The organism is Rhizobium rhododendri, assembly GCF_007000325.2.
In the GTDB taxonomy this organism is placed as follows: Bacteria; Pseudomonadota; Alphaproteobacteria; order Rhizobiales; family Rhizobiaceae; genus Rhizobium; species Rhizobium rhododendri.
Genome location: NZ_CP117268.1, coordinates 1,061,598 through 1,079,441, shown reverse-complemented (window position 1 = coordinate 1,079,441; position 17,844 = coordinate 1,061,598). Strand labels below are relative to the sequence as shown.

Genomic DNA, 17,844 nt, shown 5'->3' with positions numbered 1-17,844 from the left:
CCATTTTACGCGTCTCTTCCTCTTGTAATGCACGCCGGCCTGTCTGTCAGGTCGAAAGTTCTATCGATTGCTTCACCACGACGACAGTGAGAACCCATCATGGCCGGAACGCTTCAAATTTCATTGGACATCAACGGACAATCACGCGAACTCTCCATAGAGCCGCGCGTCACTTTGCTCGACGCGCTTCGCGACCATCTCTGCCTGACAGGCACCAAGAAGGGCTGCGACCAGGGGCAGTGCGGTGCTTGCACGGTTCATGTGGACGGCCAAAGGGTGCTCTCCTGTCTGACGCTCGCCGCCCAGGTGGAAGGTCGGCAGATCTCGACGATCGAGGGGCTGGCTGGGAAAAATGGTGAACTTCACCCAGTTCAGGCAGCTTTCGTGGATCAGGATGCGTTTCAATGCGGATACTGTACCCCTGGCCAGATCATGTCGGCTGTCGCCTGCATCCGCGAAGGCCGAGCCAGATCCGACACCGAGATCCGAGAATACATGTCCGGCAATCTCTGTCGATGCGGTGCCTACAATAGCATCGTCGCCGCCGTGCGCAAAGCAGCGGAGACTGGCGCATGAGAGACTTTTCCTACGTACGTGCGACCTCCATCGACGAGGCGCAACAGGAAGTCCAAAGCGGTGCGGTCTTCCTTGCAGGGGGCACCACGCTTCTGGACCTCGCCAAGTGCGGCGTGGCCGAGCCGGAGCGCGTGGTCGACATCACGCACCTTGCTGGGCTGGACGGGATCGACGCCGATGACACGGGTGTCAGCATCGGCGCTCTTGCTAGGATGGCGGCCGTCGCAGACCATCCCCACATCCTTTCCCATTTTCCGGCCGTGGCACAGTCTCTCTCGCTTGCCGCCTCCGCACAGCTCAGAAACATGGCGACGATCGGCGGCAATCTTCTTCAGCGGACCCGCTGTTCATACTTCCGAGAGCCGGGCGCCTTTACCGCGTGCAACAAGCGGAATCCCGGGTCAGGCTGCTCGGCCATCGGCGGCGTGACCCGCAACCACGCGGTGCTCGGCACGAGCCCAAATTGCATTGCCAGCTATCCGGGCGATCTGGCAATCGCCCTCGTGGCCTTCGACGCCGAGATCAAGATCGGCGAGCGAAGCGTGGCGATAGACGAATTCTTTCTGCTGCCAGGCTCGACGCCGCAAAGGGAGACTTTGCTGGAAACCGGCGAGATGATTACGGCCGTGACGATCCCCGCCTCTCCGGCAGCACGAAATTCGACCTATCTGAAAGTCCGCGATCGCCAATCTTACGAGTTTGCCGCATCGAGCGCGGCCGTCGGTATCGAACTGGAAGCGGACGGCAAGACGGTGCGCGATATTCGTATCGCGCTCGGCGGTGTTGCAACAAGGCCCTGGCGCGCACGCGCGATAGAGGCCGCACTCATCGGCAAGGTTCTCGATGTTGCATCCGTGGAAGCCGCCAGCCGGCTTACAATGGAGAATGCGCTTCCGCACGGCGGCAATCAGTACAAGATCAAACTCGCGCCGCGTGTGGTCGCGCGCGCCATTCTGACCGTGGGAGGTCTTCTATGACGATAATGGAACCCCGCAAGCATGGCGATGCTTCCGACGGCATGATCGGCGGACGGCATTCGCGTTTCGAGGGCACGGTGAAGGTTACCGGAGCCGCCACCTACGCGCTTGAATATCCGTTTGAAAATCTAGCGCATGCAGTACTACTGCAGAGCACAATTCCGGCGGGTCGGGTCCTTGCGGTTGACACTGCACAGGCGAAGGCGATGCCTGGCGTTCTGCTGGTTCTCACGCCTGAGGATGATTTTGGACTGAAGGTCGCCTCCGACTGGTACGGGAATCGCCCGGAAAACCAGAACTACAATCCCCTGCCACGCCAAGTTCGCTTCAATGGCGAGACCATCTGCGCTGTTGTGGCAGAGACGCGGGAGCAAGCGTCGGAGGCAGTCAAGCTGATACGGGTTACCTACGAAGAAACGCCCGCAGTGATGGGCCTCGACGACCCCAATGCCGGTCAGGGCAAAGTCATGGATAATCTGACGTGCAAGTGGGGAGACGCAGAGTCGGCGTTCGCCAGCGCACAGGTCAAGATCGACGTCGTGTACCGAACGCCACGGGAATTCCACGTTGCCATGGAGCCGCATGGGCTGACGGCGAAATGGGACGGCAATACGCTGACTGTGTGGGAGCCAAGCCAGTGGGCCCAGGGAATGGCGCGCAGCTATGCCGAGTGGTTCGGCTTGCCGCTTGAAGACGTCCGGATCATATCCCCATTCATTGGCGGCGGGTTCGGCTCGAAAGGTGCAGCGCTTGCCTACGGTGCTGTTGCGGCTGTCGCAGCAAGAAAACTCGGCCGTCCGGTAAAGCTCGCGGTGACCCGACCGCAGAACTTCACAAGCTACGGTGGACGGGCGGCGACGCGCCAGCAGATTTCGCTAGGAGCGACCAACGACGGGCTGCTGCAAGCGATCATCCATCGCGGTGCGAGCGAAACGTCAGTTTATGTCGACTATCCCGAGCAGACGGGCGCAGCAACGGCAGTGCTTTACAAGGTGGAAAACTTCAGCTCCGAACATCGGGTAGTCCCCGTCAACACTGTGACGCCCGGCGCGCTCCGCGGCCCAGGCAAGAACCCCAGCGCATACGGCATCGAATGCGCCATGGAGGAACTTGCCTATGAGATCGGTATGGATCCGCTCGAACTGCGCCTTAAGAACTATGCCGACCACGATTACCAGTCCGGAAAACCCTGGTCGACGCGTCGCCTGCGAGAGGCCCTGACGGAGGGCGCGGACGCTTTCGGCTGGTCGGGACGCAGCCATCAGCCTCGGTCCATGCGAGAGGGCAGGACATGGGTCGGCTGGGGAATCGGGTGCGGCACGTTTCCTGTTATCCGGGCGCCAAGCTCGGCGATGATACGCATCCTTGGCAACGGCCGCGTGGAGGTGATCAGTAGCGCCATCGATATGGGGCAGGGAACCTATACGATCCTTGCCCAGACAGCGTCCGACGCGCTGGGCGTTCCCGTCAGCCAGATCGATGTCCTGCTTGGCGATTCGCGGATGCCGGGATCGGCGATTGCCGGCGGATCAATGCTTGCTGGGTCGATCACTGGTGCCGTCCACAAAGCAGCGATCGCTGCGCGTGACGAGCTCATCGAACTTGCACTCAATGACGCCAATTCACCCCTCCGCGATACCGGCGCAAACACGTTGACGCTCATCAACGGACGGCTCGGCTCCGCGCGAGGCGGCGAATACACGCTTTCGGAATTGATGTCGGCCCTTGGAAAAGAACATTTGGAAGTTCTCCGCAACACGCTCGATGACGCCACACAATCGGCCGCCGACCACAAGCGAGCTTGGACGACAATGGCCGGCGTCCAAGGGCCGACCATGGGCGACCATTCCATGCACAGTTGGTGCGCGCATTTCGTCGAGGTGAAAATCGACGAGGATTTCGGCACGGTTCGCGTTTCTCGCATCGTATCGGCCTTCGATTGCGGTCGTCTCTACAATCCACGACTTGTGGAGAGCCAATGGCGCGGCGGGATCATCATGGGCATCGGCCAAGCTTTGCTCGAAGAGGGCCTTGTCGATCGGCGCAACGGCAGGCTCGTCAACAATAATGTTGCCGATTACCTCGTGCCGACCAATTCGGATGTCCCGGATATCCAAGTGATCTCTGTCGGTGTCCCCGATCTGGATGCGTCCGCGTTGGGAGGAAAGGGGGTCGGTGAAGTTGGTATCGTCGGCGTGGCGCCCGCGATTGCAAATGCTGTCTTCCACGCGACGGGAAAACGAGTTCGTGATCTCCCCATCACCTTGGAAAAGTTGCTCTAGTTTCAGATTGTCAGTCCAAGCGATGCCGGACGCAAATCCAGCGGTTGCTCAATTCGATGAAAGGTCTGCAGATGTTGAGCTCATGCAGCGTCACTGCGCCAATCGTGCCTAGAAAGGCTCTTATGACCGATGACGCCATCAAAATAATGGAGTTTGCTGCTCAATCCTTCGATGCTGGACACGGAGTGGCCTTTGCCACGCTTGTTGATATTCGCGGAGGATCCGCGCACCCGCTCGGATCCCACATGGCGATCCGCGATGACGGCTTTTATTGCGGTTTCGTGTCCGGCGGATGTACGGAGGCGGCGGTTGCATCGGAGGCGATGGAGGCGATTTCGAGAGGTTGCGATCGCAACCTTCTGCTGGGGGAAGGATCGCCGTTTTTCGATATCGTCCTTCCCTGCGGTGGCGGCATTACGGTTGCAATCCATGTCCTTCGTGAGAGCGTGGCCTTATGGTCCATTCTCGCCAGGCTTGGAAAGCGGCTAACGGCAAGCCTCTGCTATCAACCTGACACCCAGCGGCTGATTGCGACAGAGACGTTCGAGCCGACAGGCTGGAGGGGACAGACGTTCATCACGCACCATCGCCCGCGTGTCCGGGTAGTTCTCGCCGGCCGGTCGGTCGAGGCCGATGTCACCGCCAGAGTCGCGACGGCTGCAGGGTATGACATCTATTGCTACGACGGTAGCGGGCCGGCGCTTTCACCAGAAATTATCGATGCCGACACGGCTGTATCGCTCCTCTATCACGATATCGATTTTGAAATCCCGGTCTTCGAGGCGGTGCTGCGTTCTAGGCCGTTCTACGTCGGTGCGCTCGGGAGTGCGCGCACACATGCCAGACGTGTTCAACGGCTGGAAGAACTCGGGTATAGCCGCGGCGAGATTGCCCGGATCAAATCTCCGATAGGCCTTTTTAATAAGGCCAGAGATTCACAGTCTCTGGCGCTCTCGGTTTTGGCCGATATTGCCGCACGGCGGCTCTTGGAGGAGCAATGAAGCCCTCTAGGCTGATCGAAAGTCACTTAATCGTTAAAGTAGTCGTGCCACCTTACATGTTCGCCGCGTAGGGTTGTTGTGATAGCGCAATAGCTGGACGCTTGCTGAACGGATTGGTACCTCGACTGCTCCATGGCCTCGGGAAGGGGAACGCCACGATTGGCCGCCTCGGTCAGATAACCCGATCGCAAGCAATGCGCCGAAAACTCCCCAGCCTCCAGCCCAGCCAGCGCGGCCCGGTGCTTGACGATATCATTGACGGCCTTCGGATCGAGGGCGCAACGGGAGACAGCCCCACCGAGCACTGGTCTCGGCCGCAAACGACACCGACGATCTCAAGAACGCCACGCCAGCCCAGCCATCAGCGGTTCTGAACGGCCTGAAGGACGCTATCGGCGTGGTCGAGCAGGGCCAGGGGAACGCCACAGGTCTCGAAAACGCGCTGACCGGTTCGGAACCGACCTATCTCCAACTTCTCCAAAGTCTCACCGACGCCATCTCGAGGACGGCGGGCACCAACGGGTCTGCGCTCCGGCAGTTTGCAATTCAAAACGCCGCACTCGTCGACGGACTGATGGCAAATACCGCCTTCACGCAATCGGTCGGCAAGCTCATCCAGGTTGAATACATGATCGCGGTCGGAGCCGCCGCAGCGCTTCCGGTGGCGCAAGATCTCGCCGCCATGTGCAGCTTGGGAGTTCAGGCCTGTGCCGCACAGGCTAATGTAATCTTCCAAGACATCGTCGCCTCAATTCTTGAGCTTGGCGGCACTGGCGTCGGACTCGCCGGCATCAGCGCGCTAGATAAGGAGGCTGTTGATCAAGCGTTGACGAAGGCTGCTGCAGAAAATATCGCTGTCGATGTTGGCTTCGACACCTCAAATCTTGAGAGCAAGCTGAAGAGCTACCTGCTCGATTCGACTCATCCGCAAAACCAGGGCAAGGCAAACTGGTTCAGTCAGACCCTAGGGTTTGATCAAAGCAATTGGCAAGACTTGGCTCCCCAGCTACGGTTCGATCCTGCAACGGCGGTGTCCACGAAGACTACCCCGTGCGGCCAGACATTCGAGCAAACCATACCGATTACCCTCGCCACCGGGAACACGATCGACACCAGAATTCTTCATGAAAGTATACGCTTGAACCAGAGATAGGCAGGTAATTTGCCCGCGACTTTGGGCTCGTACTTGCGGCCAGGAATGCGCTCGTAGGCCTGTTGCCGTAGGTGAAGAATTTATGACCGCGTTGTCGTCGATGGCCAGTCCATCCGTTGTAACGCTCGAAGACGAATGATCAGGAGCGCGTTGTCGGATGCTTGCGACGGCTTAACGCAGACATCAACATCAGCCGGTGCTTGGTCGCTCGGATTGTTTGTCTTTTCACGGTTGAAAACTTTGGGAAAGATTACTGACATGCCTATCCACCTCGATGAATGATCCATCTCGAGTTAACAACGATCTGAACGCGGGGTTCCGAGATCGACAGATTTTATGCTTGTGGAGAACTGCAACGCAGGGGGTAGCTTATCTTCCGCGTCTTACGTGACGATCGTCGGGAGTAGGAGACATGGTGGCTGTAATAAACCTTAATTCCATTACTCAGTAGATAATTGCTCAACAGATAATGTCCCGGAACTAATCATTCTAAAAGTTGTTTTGAGAGCAACACAGCCATGAGGGCCAGCAATCGTGGAATGCGTCCGGGTGCTTCGGTCGCGGCTGATGTCTCGGCACTGTAGGATCGTTCGGTCGTATTGCTGGCGCGGCTGCGGCGTTGCCCTCTCCAATCCAATGAAGGAACGGCCAAAATATGAGGCCAAGACGTCTGGTTGTTATAAGTGACTTTCAAAGTGGCGAATATCTCGGTGGATAGGTTGTGCCGGTTTCAGAGTTCTACCAGCAATGGATCTCGGGCAGTCGTGGGAAGAGCCCAAGAGGCACCGGTCGGCCGGATCACGTCGAGGTAAAGGGTGGCTATATCGAGAGGTTGCCGCTCGCTGCCCTGCACAGCGGCCTTGTGGACTGCGCGGAGATCTGGACCCACTGGCGCGGAGAGACGCCGCCGCTTGATCGGGAGGACGCCGACAGCCCCTGGCTTACCCGCCGGTCCTTTCGGCTGGATGGGCCGGATGCGCCTTTCGCCTCGAACGACATGCTTGCCCACATAAAAGCCTTTGGACCGCCGGACATCCTTTGCGTCTGGGGGCTTGGGGTTAGCGAAGACATTCTTCTCGCCTGCCGCGACAGTTTCAAGATCTACAATTCCATCGATGCGCCGGCGCTTCGCATCCCATTTGAGGTCAGTCGCCATTTCGATCTCGTGCTGACCGGCGCCGAATGGCAGTCCGAGGCAGTGCTGGCCCGCCATCCGGAAATGCAGACAGCAATCATGCCGGTCGGCCCCGAATTCGCATCCGATCTGACGTTTCGGCCGCTACCCCTACCAAAGGTCTACGACGTCATTTATGTCGCGGCAGCACAGGCTTACAAGCGTCACGACATCTTGTTCGATGCGCTGGAGAAGATGCCGCGCAGCATCCGGACGCTGTGCGTCTTCGGCTACGGAGAGCTTGCGGACGACCTGCGCCACCGAGCCGACACATCGGGTCTGAACGTCGATTTCGTCGGGCCACCCGGTGTGGACTTCGAGGAGGTCAATCGGCTGATGAACCAGTCCCGCATAGGTGTCGTGTGCGGCATCGATGACGGAGCGCCCGCCATCCTCACGGAATATATGCTGGCCGGCATCCCGGTGCTTGCCAACGATGCGCTAAGCTGCGGACTGCAATACATCACCGATCTGACGGGGGCGACAGCCAGCGGCGACCGATTTCACGAGGGCATTTCCGATATGCTGGCACGCCTGGATACCTTCACTCCGCGCGAGATCGTTCAGGCAAACTGGACATGGCCTCACACCATCAGGAGGATCGCGCCATTGCTGCAGAATTTCGACAGGGCGGCTTTCCACCGTTGGAACTAAGGGATTACTAGCTGGTTGCAGGTTTCACTACTTGAAGAGGAACCCCATGAACCTGCTGCATCCCCTACCGCGCACCTCGGAATCCCGCATTCTCGACAAGGCCCCCCTTGTCTGTTTCTCTCACCTCCGGTGGGATTTCGTGCTGCAGAGACCGCAGCATCTGATGCAGCGATTTTCACAGCAGCGCCAAGTCTTCTTCTTCGAGGAATACATCCCGACCGACCATCATCTTGCCTATATCGAGATCCATCCGTTTGCCGGCACGACCGTCAAAGCGGTCCGTCCGAGGATCCCCCATTGGTGGACCGAGGCGGATCGGCAGGAAGCGCTTGGCAACCTGCTGGACGAACTGCTCGAGCTGCATGGTGGCGTGAAACCCATCCTCTGGTACTACACGCCGATGATGTACGCCTTTTCCGCGCACATCGACGCTGCGGCTGTGGTTTACGATTGCATGGACGAACTTGCTAATTTCAAGTTCGCACCCATGCAGTTGAAAGACGCCGAGAGGGCGCTGATGGCGCGTGCGGATGCCGTGTTCACTGGCGGCTTGAGCCTTTATGAGGCAAAGCGGGACAAGCATGACAACATCCACGCCTTTCCCTCCAGTGTCGATATCGAGCATTTCCGCGCCACGCGCAACGGCATGGCGGAACCGGCGGATCAGGCAGCAATTTCGGGGCCGAAGCTCGGCTATTACGGGGTGGTTGATGAAAGGCTTGATCTGAGCCTCATTGCTGCGGTCTCCAGGGCGCGACCGGATCTCTCGCTCATCTTTCTCGGTCCTGTCGTCAAGATCTCTGATGAAGAACTGCCGCGCGCGGCCAATATCCACTATCTCGGTCTCAAGTCCTATGCCGACCTGCCGGCCTATCTTTCCGGCTGGGACGTCGCTCTCATGCCGTTCGCGCTGAACGAGGCGACACGCTTCATCAGTCCGACAAAGACGCCGGAATATCTCGCAGCAGGACGACCGGTGGTCAGCACCTGGGTAACAGATGTTGCACGTGCCTATGGCAACCTCGAGGGAGTTTTTCTCGCCAACGGCGCGAAGGAGTTCGCTGACGCCTGCGACAGGGCGATTGCGCTGGCCGGCGAGAGCAGCGACTGGCTCGGCGACGTGGATGCGATGCTGGTCCGCTCCTCCTGGGACAAGACCTTCGATCTCATGTCGGAAATCGTGGCACAATCGATCTACTCTAGCGCCAGGAGGCAGGTCCACCCGTTGACGCATCATCCCCTCGCAGATGAGCTCGGCGCGACAGTCGCGGTCGGGGGCAAGTAATGCCCCGCATTCTTCTGGTAACCGACAGTCTCGATCCGTCGGGAATGGGAGAGCACATGCTTGCCCTTGGCCGTGCCATGGACAAGCGATGGGACGTGACCCTGGCGCTCTTGTCGGGAGAACGAAGCCCGTTACTCACCCGCGCCCTGCGGCACGGTCTGAGCGTAAAACGCCTCAACTCGAAAGATGATTTTGCAACCTGGCTGGGCGGAAAGCCCTTTGATCTCCTGCATGTACACGCTGGCATCGGTTGGGAGGGGCATTGGCTTACCGCTGCGGGAATAGAGCGCGGCATCCCGGTCGTCCGTACCGAGCATCTTCCTTACCTCCTCACCGATGTCGAACAAGTGGACGAATACCGCCGACAGATCGAAGCCATCGGCCACCACATCGTCGTCTCAGACGCCTCCCAGGAGAGCTTTGTCGGTCACATCGCTGGCGACAGGCTGAGCGTCGTCAGGAACGGCATATACCCGCTTCAGCCGCAGGAATCTGCAACCGACGTCAAATCAGAGATGGATCTGGATGGCCGCACTGTTCTCCTCACGGTGGCGCGGTTTTCGACCCAAAAGGATCACGCGACGCTGTTGCGCGCCATGCCGGACGTTATCGCCGCTCATCCGTCGGCCACGCTGCTTCTCGTTGGCTCCGGCGATGAGCAGGAGGCCACCGAGGCGCTCGTCTCGACGCTTGGGATTTCGGGCCATGTACGCTTCCTCGGCCAGAGACAGGATGTCGCAGACATTATGAACATCGCCGATCTCTTCGTGCTTCCATCGCGATTTGAAGGCCTGCCGCTGGCGGTTCTCGAAGCCATGTCGCTCGGCATCCCCGTCGCAGCCACACGCGTCGGCGGCACCGTAGAAGCACTCGGCGAGCATCACGAACTCTTCGCCACGGCGGGGGACCCCATATCCCTCGCGGCGGTCATTAAAGCGGCGCTTTCCGACCCCGACCGGGCAGCACGCACGGGCGGAGCGGGCCGCGCACGTTTCGCGACCAACTTTTCGGCAGCCCGGATGGGAGCGGAAACGGCCGCAATCTACGACCGCCTTCTGCAGGAACCTGCAATAGCTAAGCAAAAGGATACAGCCATGAAAAAGACGCGTCTCGCCTTCATCGGCGTCGGAGGCATTGCGCAACGGCATCTGGACATTCTCGCCACTTTCGAAGACGTTGAATTGGTGGGCTTTGCCGATCCCGACCTCGAACGCGCCGACCGTGCCGCCATGCGCTTCGGTACACGGTCTTTCCGGCACCACAAGGACATGCTCGACGAGCAGCGCCCCGACGCGGTCTATGTCTGCGTACCGCCTTTTGCGCACGGCGAACCCGAGCATGACCTGATCGCGCGCGGGATTCCCTTCTTCGTCGAAAAACCTGTGTCGCTCGACCTTGAGACGGCAGAGGCGATTTCGGCAGCAGTGGCGGCAAAGGGCCTCATCACGGCGGTCGGCTACCACTGGCGCTATCTTGACACCGTTGACGAGGCGCGGACGTTGCTTGAACACAACCCCGCGCAGCTGCTGTCCGGTTACTGGCTCGATTCCACGCCGCCGCCGCAATGGTGGTGGAAGCAGGACAAGTCCGGCGGACAGATCGTCGAGCAAACAACCCATCTCCTCGACCTCATCCGCTTCCTGATCGGCGACGTCAGAGAGGTCTACGGCCGCGTCGGACACACCGACAGGGCCGAATTTCCGGGCCTCGACGTGCCGACGGTGACAACGGCAAGTCTGACCTTCGAGAGCGGCGTGATCGCCAACATCGCCTCGACGTGCTTGCTCGGCTGGAACCACCGTGTCGGCCTGCACATCTTTGCCGACCGGCTCGCCATCGAATTGACCGACCGCGACATCATGATCGACACCGGGCGAGGACGGCCGACCCGCGGCGCCGACGGCGACCCGGTCTGGCGCGAGGACCGCGATTTCATCGATGCTGTCAGCGGCGGTGAAAACCGCATCCGTTGCCCCTATGGCGATGCCGTGGCGACGCACCGTCTGGCACTCGCCGTCATGGCATCTGCCGAGAGCGGCGAACCCGTCCGTCTCGACATGCCGGAGATCACGCGGCCGGCGCCGGCGCCCCTGCAGTTCCAGCCGCGTCCGGAAGCGCATCACGGAATGCCGCCCGGCCACCGCATGATCCGCTCGCTCGGCGTCGAGGGACCAGGGCGGCCCTATTTCTTCGAATACGAGGAGGGACCACCGTCCGATGGCCAGGTGAGGCTGGAGACACTTTTCAGCGGCCTGTCCGCAGGGACGGAGCTTACCTTCCTCAAGAACACCAACCCCTATTTTCGGTCGCGCTTCGACAGTGATCGTGGCGTGTTTGTCGGTAACGAAGCAGATCTCCACTATCCGGTCCCGTTCCTCGGCTACATGGAAGTCGCGCGGGTATCCGAATCACGCGCGACGGGTTTTGCCAAGGGCGCCATCGTCGCCTCCGCCTATGCCCACAAGACCGGCCACACGGCCAACCCCTATCACGACGTGTTGATCCCAATGCCTGACGGCATCGATCCTCTCCTCGGCGTCCTCGTCGCCCAGATGGGTCCGATCGCCGCCAATGGCATTCTGCACGCCGACGCATTGTCCTATGGCGCCCATGTCCCGGCGCTCGGGGCAGGCATTAAGGACCGGCCGGTTCTCGTCATCGGTGCTGGCACCGTCGGGTTGATGACGGCCCTCTTTGCGCAAGCGCTCGGGGCGTCCGACGTCGTTATCGCCGATCCCTCCGATTTTCGCCGAAGCAAAGCGGAGGCGATGGGCCTGACGGCGATGACCGAGGACCAGGCCTGGAACCACGCGAAAGCCCGCTGGCATGATGGAACTATGGGGCGCGGTGCCGATATCGTCTTTCAGACGCGTGCCCACTCGGACAGTTTGCACACGGCCCTGAAGGCGCTGCGTCCGCAGGGTACTGTCATCGACCTTGCCTTCTACCAGGGCGGTGCGGATGCTCTGAGGCTCGGCGAGGAGTTCCACCACAACGGCCTCAACATCGTCTGCGCGCAGATCAATCGCGTGCCGCGCGGCCTTGCCCCCTTGTGGGACAGACGCCGGCTCGCTCTGGCAACGATCGACCTGTTGAAGGCGCGGGGCGGCGACATCCGTGAGCATATGATCACCCATGTCATCCCTCTGGACGACGCACCGGGCTTTCTGACCGACCTTGTCGAGAACAGGCCAGACTTCCTGCAGGTCGTCTTTCAGGTGGCCCAATGAGTGCGGGCGCGCCCCCAACCAGGATCCTGTTCGTCTTCGCCTGGCTCGTCGTCGGCGGAGAGGAGACGGAAGTGCGTCTCCTTGCCGAACACCTTGATCGGCGCCGCTATCGCATCGACGTGGTCGCCTGCTTCCGCAAGGAGGGGATGCCAGAGCAAACCCATGATCAGCTGCGCGCCCTCGGTGTAGACGTCGACACCGCGCCTTACCAGTTGTCGTTCGATGATACGGTCGGCTACCTCGCCGAAAAGGCAGCGGGCTACGACATCGTCGTCTCCTGTCAGAATGTCGCGGACATCTATCCGGCGCTCGAGCGGATGCACCTGCGACCGTTGCTGATCGAACATGGCGGCCTGGTATCGGAGGCGCTGGCCGGACCGAAACACCTGACAAGCCGCTATGTCGGCGTGTGCCGGTCGATCCGAGACGCCGCAGCGTCGAGCATGCCGGGGCGTGAGCAGCACGCCATCGAGATCCCTTCGATGGTGGATCTGACGGCGTTCGAGACGACCCGTCGCGCTCACTTGCGCGCCGGCCTCGGGATTACGGACAGCCAGACGCTGACCGGCTGGGTCGGGCGCCTGGACCCAAAGAAAAATGTCGCCGATTTCATCGAGGCCGCGGCACTGGTCTCGGCCGAAGATTTGAGCGCCCGCTTCGTCATCGTCGGCGGCCCCGATGCGTTCATGCCGGACTATGCCGATGATCTGAGCAACTTGGCGCTTGAGCGCGGTCTCGGCGGCAAGCTCGTTTTTCTCGGCGACCGCAAGGATATCGCCGAGCTGCTGTCGGCATTCGATATCTTTGTCTGGCTGTCCAAGGGCGAGGGCATGCCGCATGTGATCGCGGAAGCCGGTGCTGCTTCGCTGCCTGTCATTGCGACGCCCGACAACGGCGCGCTGCAGCAGATCGATGATGGTATATCCGGCCTTTTCGTACCCTACGGCGATCCCGCCTCCGTGGCCAGAAAGATCGCCGAGCTGATCGCCAATTCCCAAATCCGCCGCCAGCTCGGCTCGGCTCTTCGCCGTAAAGTCGAGGACACCTACTCCGTCGCAAAGGTACTCCCGCAGTGGGAGCAACTTTTTGCGGAAGTGCGTGCCGAGCGCAGGCCAGCGGAACCCACGAGCCTCTTCAAATCCTTCCTGCAGGGCGGGTTTGAGTGCTCCACTCACAGATTGCGGCCACGCGGAGGCGAGGTTTCAGGCCGGCGGCTAGACGTGATCCAGTCAATCGGACACGACCGATATGCTGAACAGGATTACCGGCAGCTGGCCGGCTTCGGGATCCGTACCGTGCGAGACGGCTTTCGCTGGCACCTCATCGACAGTCACGGATGTTACGATTGGTCAAGCATTCGGCCGATGCTCAAGGCGGCGGCGACAACAAAGACCCAGGTGATCTGGGACCTGCTCCATTACGGCCTGCCGGACGACGTTAACATCTGGTCACCAGCATTTGTAGACCGTTTCGCACGTTTTTCTCGGGAATGCGCGCGCATCGTTCGAGAGGAAACCGACGAAATACCATTTTACTGCCCAGTCAACGAAATCTCGTTTTTTGCGTGGGCCGGGGGTGACGCCGGATACCTTAATCCATTTGGCAATGGTCGAGGGTTCGAGTTGAAAGTACAGCTCGCGCGCGCCGCTATCGCGGCCATGGATGCCATCCTCTCAGTAGATCCTCGAGCCCGCTTCGTCCACTGTGATCCGATCATCAACGTCGTCACCGACCCATCGCGACCTTGGGAAGCCGGTGTGGCGGGCGGTCACCACCAATCACAATTCCAAGGCTGGGACCTGATCTCGGGCCGCATGTGGCCACAGATCGGCGGAACAGAACGCTATCTCGATATCATCGGCGTAAATTATTATTTCAACAACCAGTGGATCCACGGCGGTCTGCCGATCGATCACGGCCATCCTCTTTACAAGCCCCTCAGCAAGCTTTTGGCGGAGACCTACGCCCGCTACGGACGACCTATCCTGATAGCGGAAACCGGGATCGAGGATGACCGGCGCGCATCGTGGTTCCAGTATGTGTCGGACGAGGCACAACGCGCACGCCAGTTGGGCGTTCCTCTGGAAGGTCTTTGTCTTTACCCTATTGTCAATCACCCCGGGTGGGACGACGAACGACCCTGCAAGAACGGTCTCCTGTCGTCGCACGTCACGCCGACGGGTCGTGAGGTACATCAACCCCTGTTGGATGAATTGAAAGCGTCACAAATACGAAGCGCAACAAGCTCTTGGTGATCAGCTCGTACGCTTCGCCAGTCCACGCCCCGGCTCGCGGAGATTTCCGCGACCCGGGATAGTTCTATGTTTGCTTGGCTGTATGATGGCCGTCCAATACGCAGCTATCCGCATTCTTTCCAATCCGCCAAAATCAGCCGTGGCAGTTGATCCCCGGCCTACAAAAGTCAGGCTTCGGCGTTCTGATTCACGACCTTAGTCGCGATCGAGGTCAGAGCGATGTCTGTCGCCTGCTCCTCATCGAGCGTCGTCTGAAGCAATTTCGCCGCGTCCTTCATACCGAGTTCAAGCGCCCAGGTGCGCAGCGTGCCGTAACGCGACATTTCATAATGTTCGACAGCCTGCGCCGCGGCGAGCAAGCCTGCATCGAGTGCCGGGGAGCCTTCGTATTCTTCCATGATCTCAGCACCTTCCTCGGTGATGCCCATCATCGCATCGCATGTCTTTTGCTCCGGCTTCTTGCCGATAATCTTGAAGACTTCTTCAAGGCGCTCGACGTGAATTTTGGTTTCAGCGAGGTGTTTGGTGAAAGCGTCCTTGAGCTGTTTGCTTTTGGCGGCGTCATGCATCTTGGGGAGGGTCTCGACGATCTTGTTCTCGGCGAAATACACGTCCTTCAGTGTGTCGTGAAACAGAACGTCTAGGGTCTTTGCTGCTTTGGCCATGGTCGGGCTCCTGGTACATGGGGTTGCCTCGCCGCTGCGGGGTCGCCGGGCGGCTGAGAGGTGCGATTGGAACGGGCAAATATGATACTGTTCTCGATGATCTGGTGGCGACTATGCCGGACGTTGTGATCGCAATCACAGGTCCGTGATATTTGAACTTGCGGGAGAGTGGGATGTTCCGCACTGAGCGGAACCTCGAACCATTTTTCTCAGGCGTGAACAAGAAAGGCGGATGCCATCACTCATATGCCAGCCAGTTCGTACCGAGATGATCAAACCGGATTGGCGGTAAATTGGGGCAAAAGGTGGCGTGATCCCGAAGCGAGATTGCGAGCCACACGTCCCGATGCCTGGCGAATGGGTTCCGAAACCAACCACAGGTCGACATCTTCTTCCTGCACCCAAATCCGATTGTGTGAAAAGTCTTTGCGAGCAAAGGTGTTGTTCAGCAATGGCGAGATACAGTCCGGCGTGGCTTGTCAGGTTCTCGACTGTCGCATCGAACTGGTGGGTTACCGCCTCCAGAGCTTCACGTGTTACGACGACAACCCAGAAAAGCTCGCCATCGGTCGCGAGAAGATGACCGTTCTCGCCGACGACGATCGGTTGGTGGCTCAATTCCAGGGTCATCTCGCTTCTCCTTTACGTTAGGCGCGGCGGCCGCTATCGGCGTTGGCCTTGATGCTGTTTCTCAGGGCGTCCATGATGTTGATAACATTGCCGGAAGGGGCAGGGGTCGCCACAGCAGGCTTCGCCTTCACGGTCTTTTTCAACGCCTTCTTCTTGAGCGCGATCAACTCCAAAAGTTTGCCCTGCACAGGATCGACGACCATCTTCGGGTCCCATGGTCTGGTCTGCTGCTTGATAAATTGCTGGACGAGAGGCATCATCTCGGGATCGGCGACCTCTTCCCCGACGCTCACGAAATAGAGGTCTTCGTCACGGATTTCGTCTCCGTAGCGTAGAGTCCAAAGCACGATGCCCTTGCCACGGGGCTCGAGCATGACCATCCTCTCCCTGCGAGAGATCACCAGCTTTGAAATTCCAACCATCTTTTGCGCCGCCATGGCGTCCCTAATCACCGAGAAAGCTTCCTGGCCGACCGGGTCTTCCACCGAAAGGTAGTAGGGCGTCTCCAGCCACACCCACTGGATCGTGTCTCGCTGCGCAAAAACCTTGATGTCGATTGTCTTGGTGCTCTCAAGGGCGACGGCGTCGAGTTCGTCTTCCTCGAGCATGACGTATTCGTTCTCGCCGCGCTCGTATCCCTTCACCTCGTCGCCATCGGCTACTTCCTTGCCCGTGACTGCGTCGACATAGTGGCTGACGACCCGGTTCTGGGTTGTCCTCGACAGGGTATGGAACTTAACCTTCTCACTCTCGGTCGTCGCGGGCATCATCTGCACGGGGCAGGTGACCAGGCTGAGCTTGAGATAGCCTTTCCAGTAAGGATGTATCGATGCCATGGCGGTCCCCTATCAGCCGGCGCGACGTTGTGAGGCGGAAGCAGCTTTGGCTTTCGGTGCGGTGGCACGGGTAGCCGTCTTTGGGCGCTTGGTGCCGGCATTGCCGTTCGCGGCGGTCCGCTTCGGCGCGTTCCCGGCGGCTGCCAGCATACCAGCGCTCTCTCGCAGCGCTTGGAGGAGATCGGTCGGCTCAGATACCTTGACCACTTTCGGTTTCGGTAGCGTGCGGCCCTCCATCTTGGCCTTTACGAGTTCGGCGAGCGCGCTCTCGTAGCGATCGTCAGCTTCGCTGACGTCAAACGTTCCCTTTTTGGTGCCGATGATGTGGGAGGCTAACTCCAGCATCTCTCCCTTAATCTCCAGCTCAGGCATGTCCTCGAAGGCTTCCTTTGATGAGCGTACTTCGTAATCGAAGTTCAGCGTGGTCGCGATCAGTCCTTTGCCGTGCGCGCGGATAAGGACTGTGCGCATCCGGCGGAAGAGGACAGTCTGCGCGATTGCGGCGACCTTGGCCTCTTTCATGCCGTCGCGCAGCAGGACGAACGCGTCCGCTCCCATCTTGTCGGGGGCGAGATAGTAAGGCTTGTCGAAATAGACGTCGTCGATCTCCTGGCACGGGATGAACGAGGTAATCTTCAGCGTCTTGTCGCTCTCGTGGACAGCAGCGGCCACTTCCTCGGGCTCAAGCACTATGTACTGGCCGTTATCGATTTCGTAGCCTTTGACCTGGTCGTCGCGCTCTACGGTTTGGCCAGTCTCGCTGTCGATGAACTCGCGCCGAACGCGGTTGCCCGTCTTCCTGTTCAACGTATTGAAGGCGATCCGGTCGGAAGCAGAGGCGGCGGTATAAAGCGCCACCCCGCAAGCGACTTCGCCGAATTTGAGAAAGCCCTTCCAGTTGGCTCTAGGTGCTGCCATGACGCGATACTCCAACTCACAACTTCCGCGAGTCAATCGAATCCGGGATGATTCGTTCCGCGTCAAAACGAATCAATTTCAGCGATTTGCAGCATGTCCAGCGAAGAATTTGACGTCCACAACTTAGACCCATGAATCCAATGCATCTTTTCGGCTCGACGTGCGTTTGCCTCGACTACAACCACAGTGGAGTCCCTCATGCTCAAAG

Annotated in this window: 12 protein-coding genes and 1 pseudogene; 9 read left to right on the top strand and 4 right to left on the bottom strand. The window is 59.5% G+C overall.

The features are described 5' to 3' along the window. Positions 1-99 precede the first annotated feature (99 nt). The 9 genes and pseudogenes from PR018_RS22725 (at position 100) to PR018_RS22680 (ending at position 14,587) form a co-directional block, all read left to right on the top strand. Positions 100-576 carry a (2Fe-2S)-binding protein gene (locus tag PR018_RS22725; protein ID WP_142831055.1) on the top strand — a complete coding sequence of 159 codons (477 nt, stop codon included), beginning with the start codon at positions 100-102 and terminating at the stop codon, positions 574-576. Then, positions 573-1,553 (top strand): FAD binding domain-containing protein, encoded by a 981-nt coding sequence (locus tag PR018_RS22720; RefSeq protein ID WP_142831056.1) that lies wholly within the window; start codon positions 573-575, stop codon positions 1,551-1,553. Before PR018_RS22725 ends, PR018_RS22720 begins: the two co-directional genes overlap by 4 nt. Beyond that, positions 1,550-3,835, top strand: coding sequence for a xanthine dehydrogenase family protein molybdopterin-binding subunit (locus PR018_RS22715; protein ID WP_142831057.1), 2,286 nt, complete (start codon positions 1,550-1,552; stop codon positions 3,833-3,835). The genes PR018_RS22720 and PR018_RS22715 overlap by 4 nt, the downstream gene beginning before the upstream one ends. 71 nt (positions 3,836-3,906) lie before the next feature. Continuing rightward, positions 3,907-4,836 carry an XdhC family protein gene (locus PR018_RS22710; protein ID WP_142831116.1) on the top strand — a complete coding sequence of 310 codons (930 nt, stop codon included), beginning with the start codon at positions 3,907-3,909 and terminating at the stop codon, positions 4,834-4,836. Between the two features lie 397 nt (positions 4,837-5,233). After that, positions 5,234-5,989, top strand: coding sequence for a DUF6883 domain-containing protein (locus PR018_RS22700; protein WP_205470422.1), 756 nt, complete (start codon positions 5,234-5,236; stop codon positions 5,987-5,989). A 721-nt stretch (positions 5,990-6,710) separates the two neighbouring features. Then, the gene (locus tag PR018_RS22695) at positions 6,711-7,817 is read left to right on the top strand and encodes a glycosyltransferase (protein WP_142831058.1); all 1,107 of its coding nucleotides are present in this window, start codon (positions 6,711-6,713) and stop codon (positions 7,815-7,817) included. A 163-nt stretch (positions 7,818-7,980) separates the two neighbouring features. Further along, a pseudogene (locus tag PR018_RS22690) lies at positions 7,981-9,024 on the top strand (glycosyltransferase); the annotation flags it as partial. Between the two features lie 77 nt (positions 9,025-9,101). Then, positions 9,102-12,332 carry a glycosyltransferase gene (locus PR018_RS22685; protein ID WP_244615405.1) on the top strand — a complete coding sequence of 1,077 codons (3,231 nt, stop codon included), beginning with the start codon at positions 9,102-9,104 and terminating at the stop codon, positions 12,330-12,332. Further along, positions 12,329-14,587 (top strand): glycosyltransferase family 4 protein, encoded by a 2,259-nt coding sequence (locus PR018_RS22680; RefSeq protein ID WP_142831060.1) that lies wholly within the window; start codon positions 12,329-12,331, stop codon positions 14,585-14,587. Before PR018_RS22685 ends, PR018_RS22680 begins: the two co-directional genes overlap by 4 nt. A gap of 167 nt (positions 14,588-14,754) precedes the next feature. On the opposite strand, the gene PR018_RS22675 is transcribed toward PR018_RS22680, so the two are convergent. From PR018_RS22675 to ku (PR018_RS22660), 4 genes are all read right to left on the bottom strand, one after another. Further along, positions 14,755-15,252 (bottom strand): YciE/YciF ferroxidase family protein, encoded by a 498-nt coding sequence (locus PR018_RS22675; RefSeq protein WP_142831061.1) that lies wholly within the window; start codon positions 15,250-15,252, stop codon positions 14,755-14,757. A gap of 135 nt (positions 15,253-15,387) precedes the next feature. Further along, positions 15,388-15,882 (bottom strand): hypothetical protein, encoded by a 495-nt coding sequence (locus PR018_RS22670; RefSeq protein ID WP_142831062.1) that lies wholly within the window; start codon positions 15,880-15,882, stop codon positions 15,388-15,390. A 17-nt stretch (positions 15,883-15,899) separates the two neighbouring features. Continuing rightward, entirely contained in the window at positions 15,900-16,718 is an 819-nt protein-coding gene (ku, locus tag PR018_RS22665) for a non-homologous end joining protein Ku (protein WP_142831063.1), read from the bottom strand. Between the two features lie 12 nt (positions 16,719-16,730). Further along, complete coding sequence (ku, locus tag PR018_RS22660) at positions 16,731-17,636, bottom strand: non-homologous end joining protein Ku (RefSeq protein ID WP_142831064.1); 906 nt, start codon at positions 17,634-17,636, stop codon at positions 16,731-16,733. Positions 17,637-17,844: the final 208 nt, after the last annotated feature.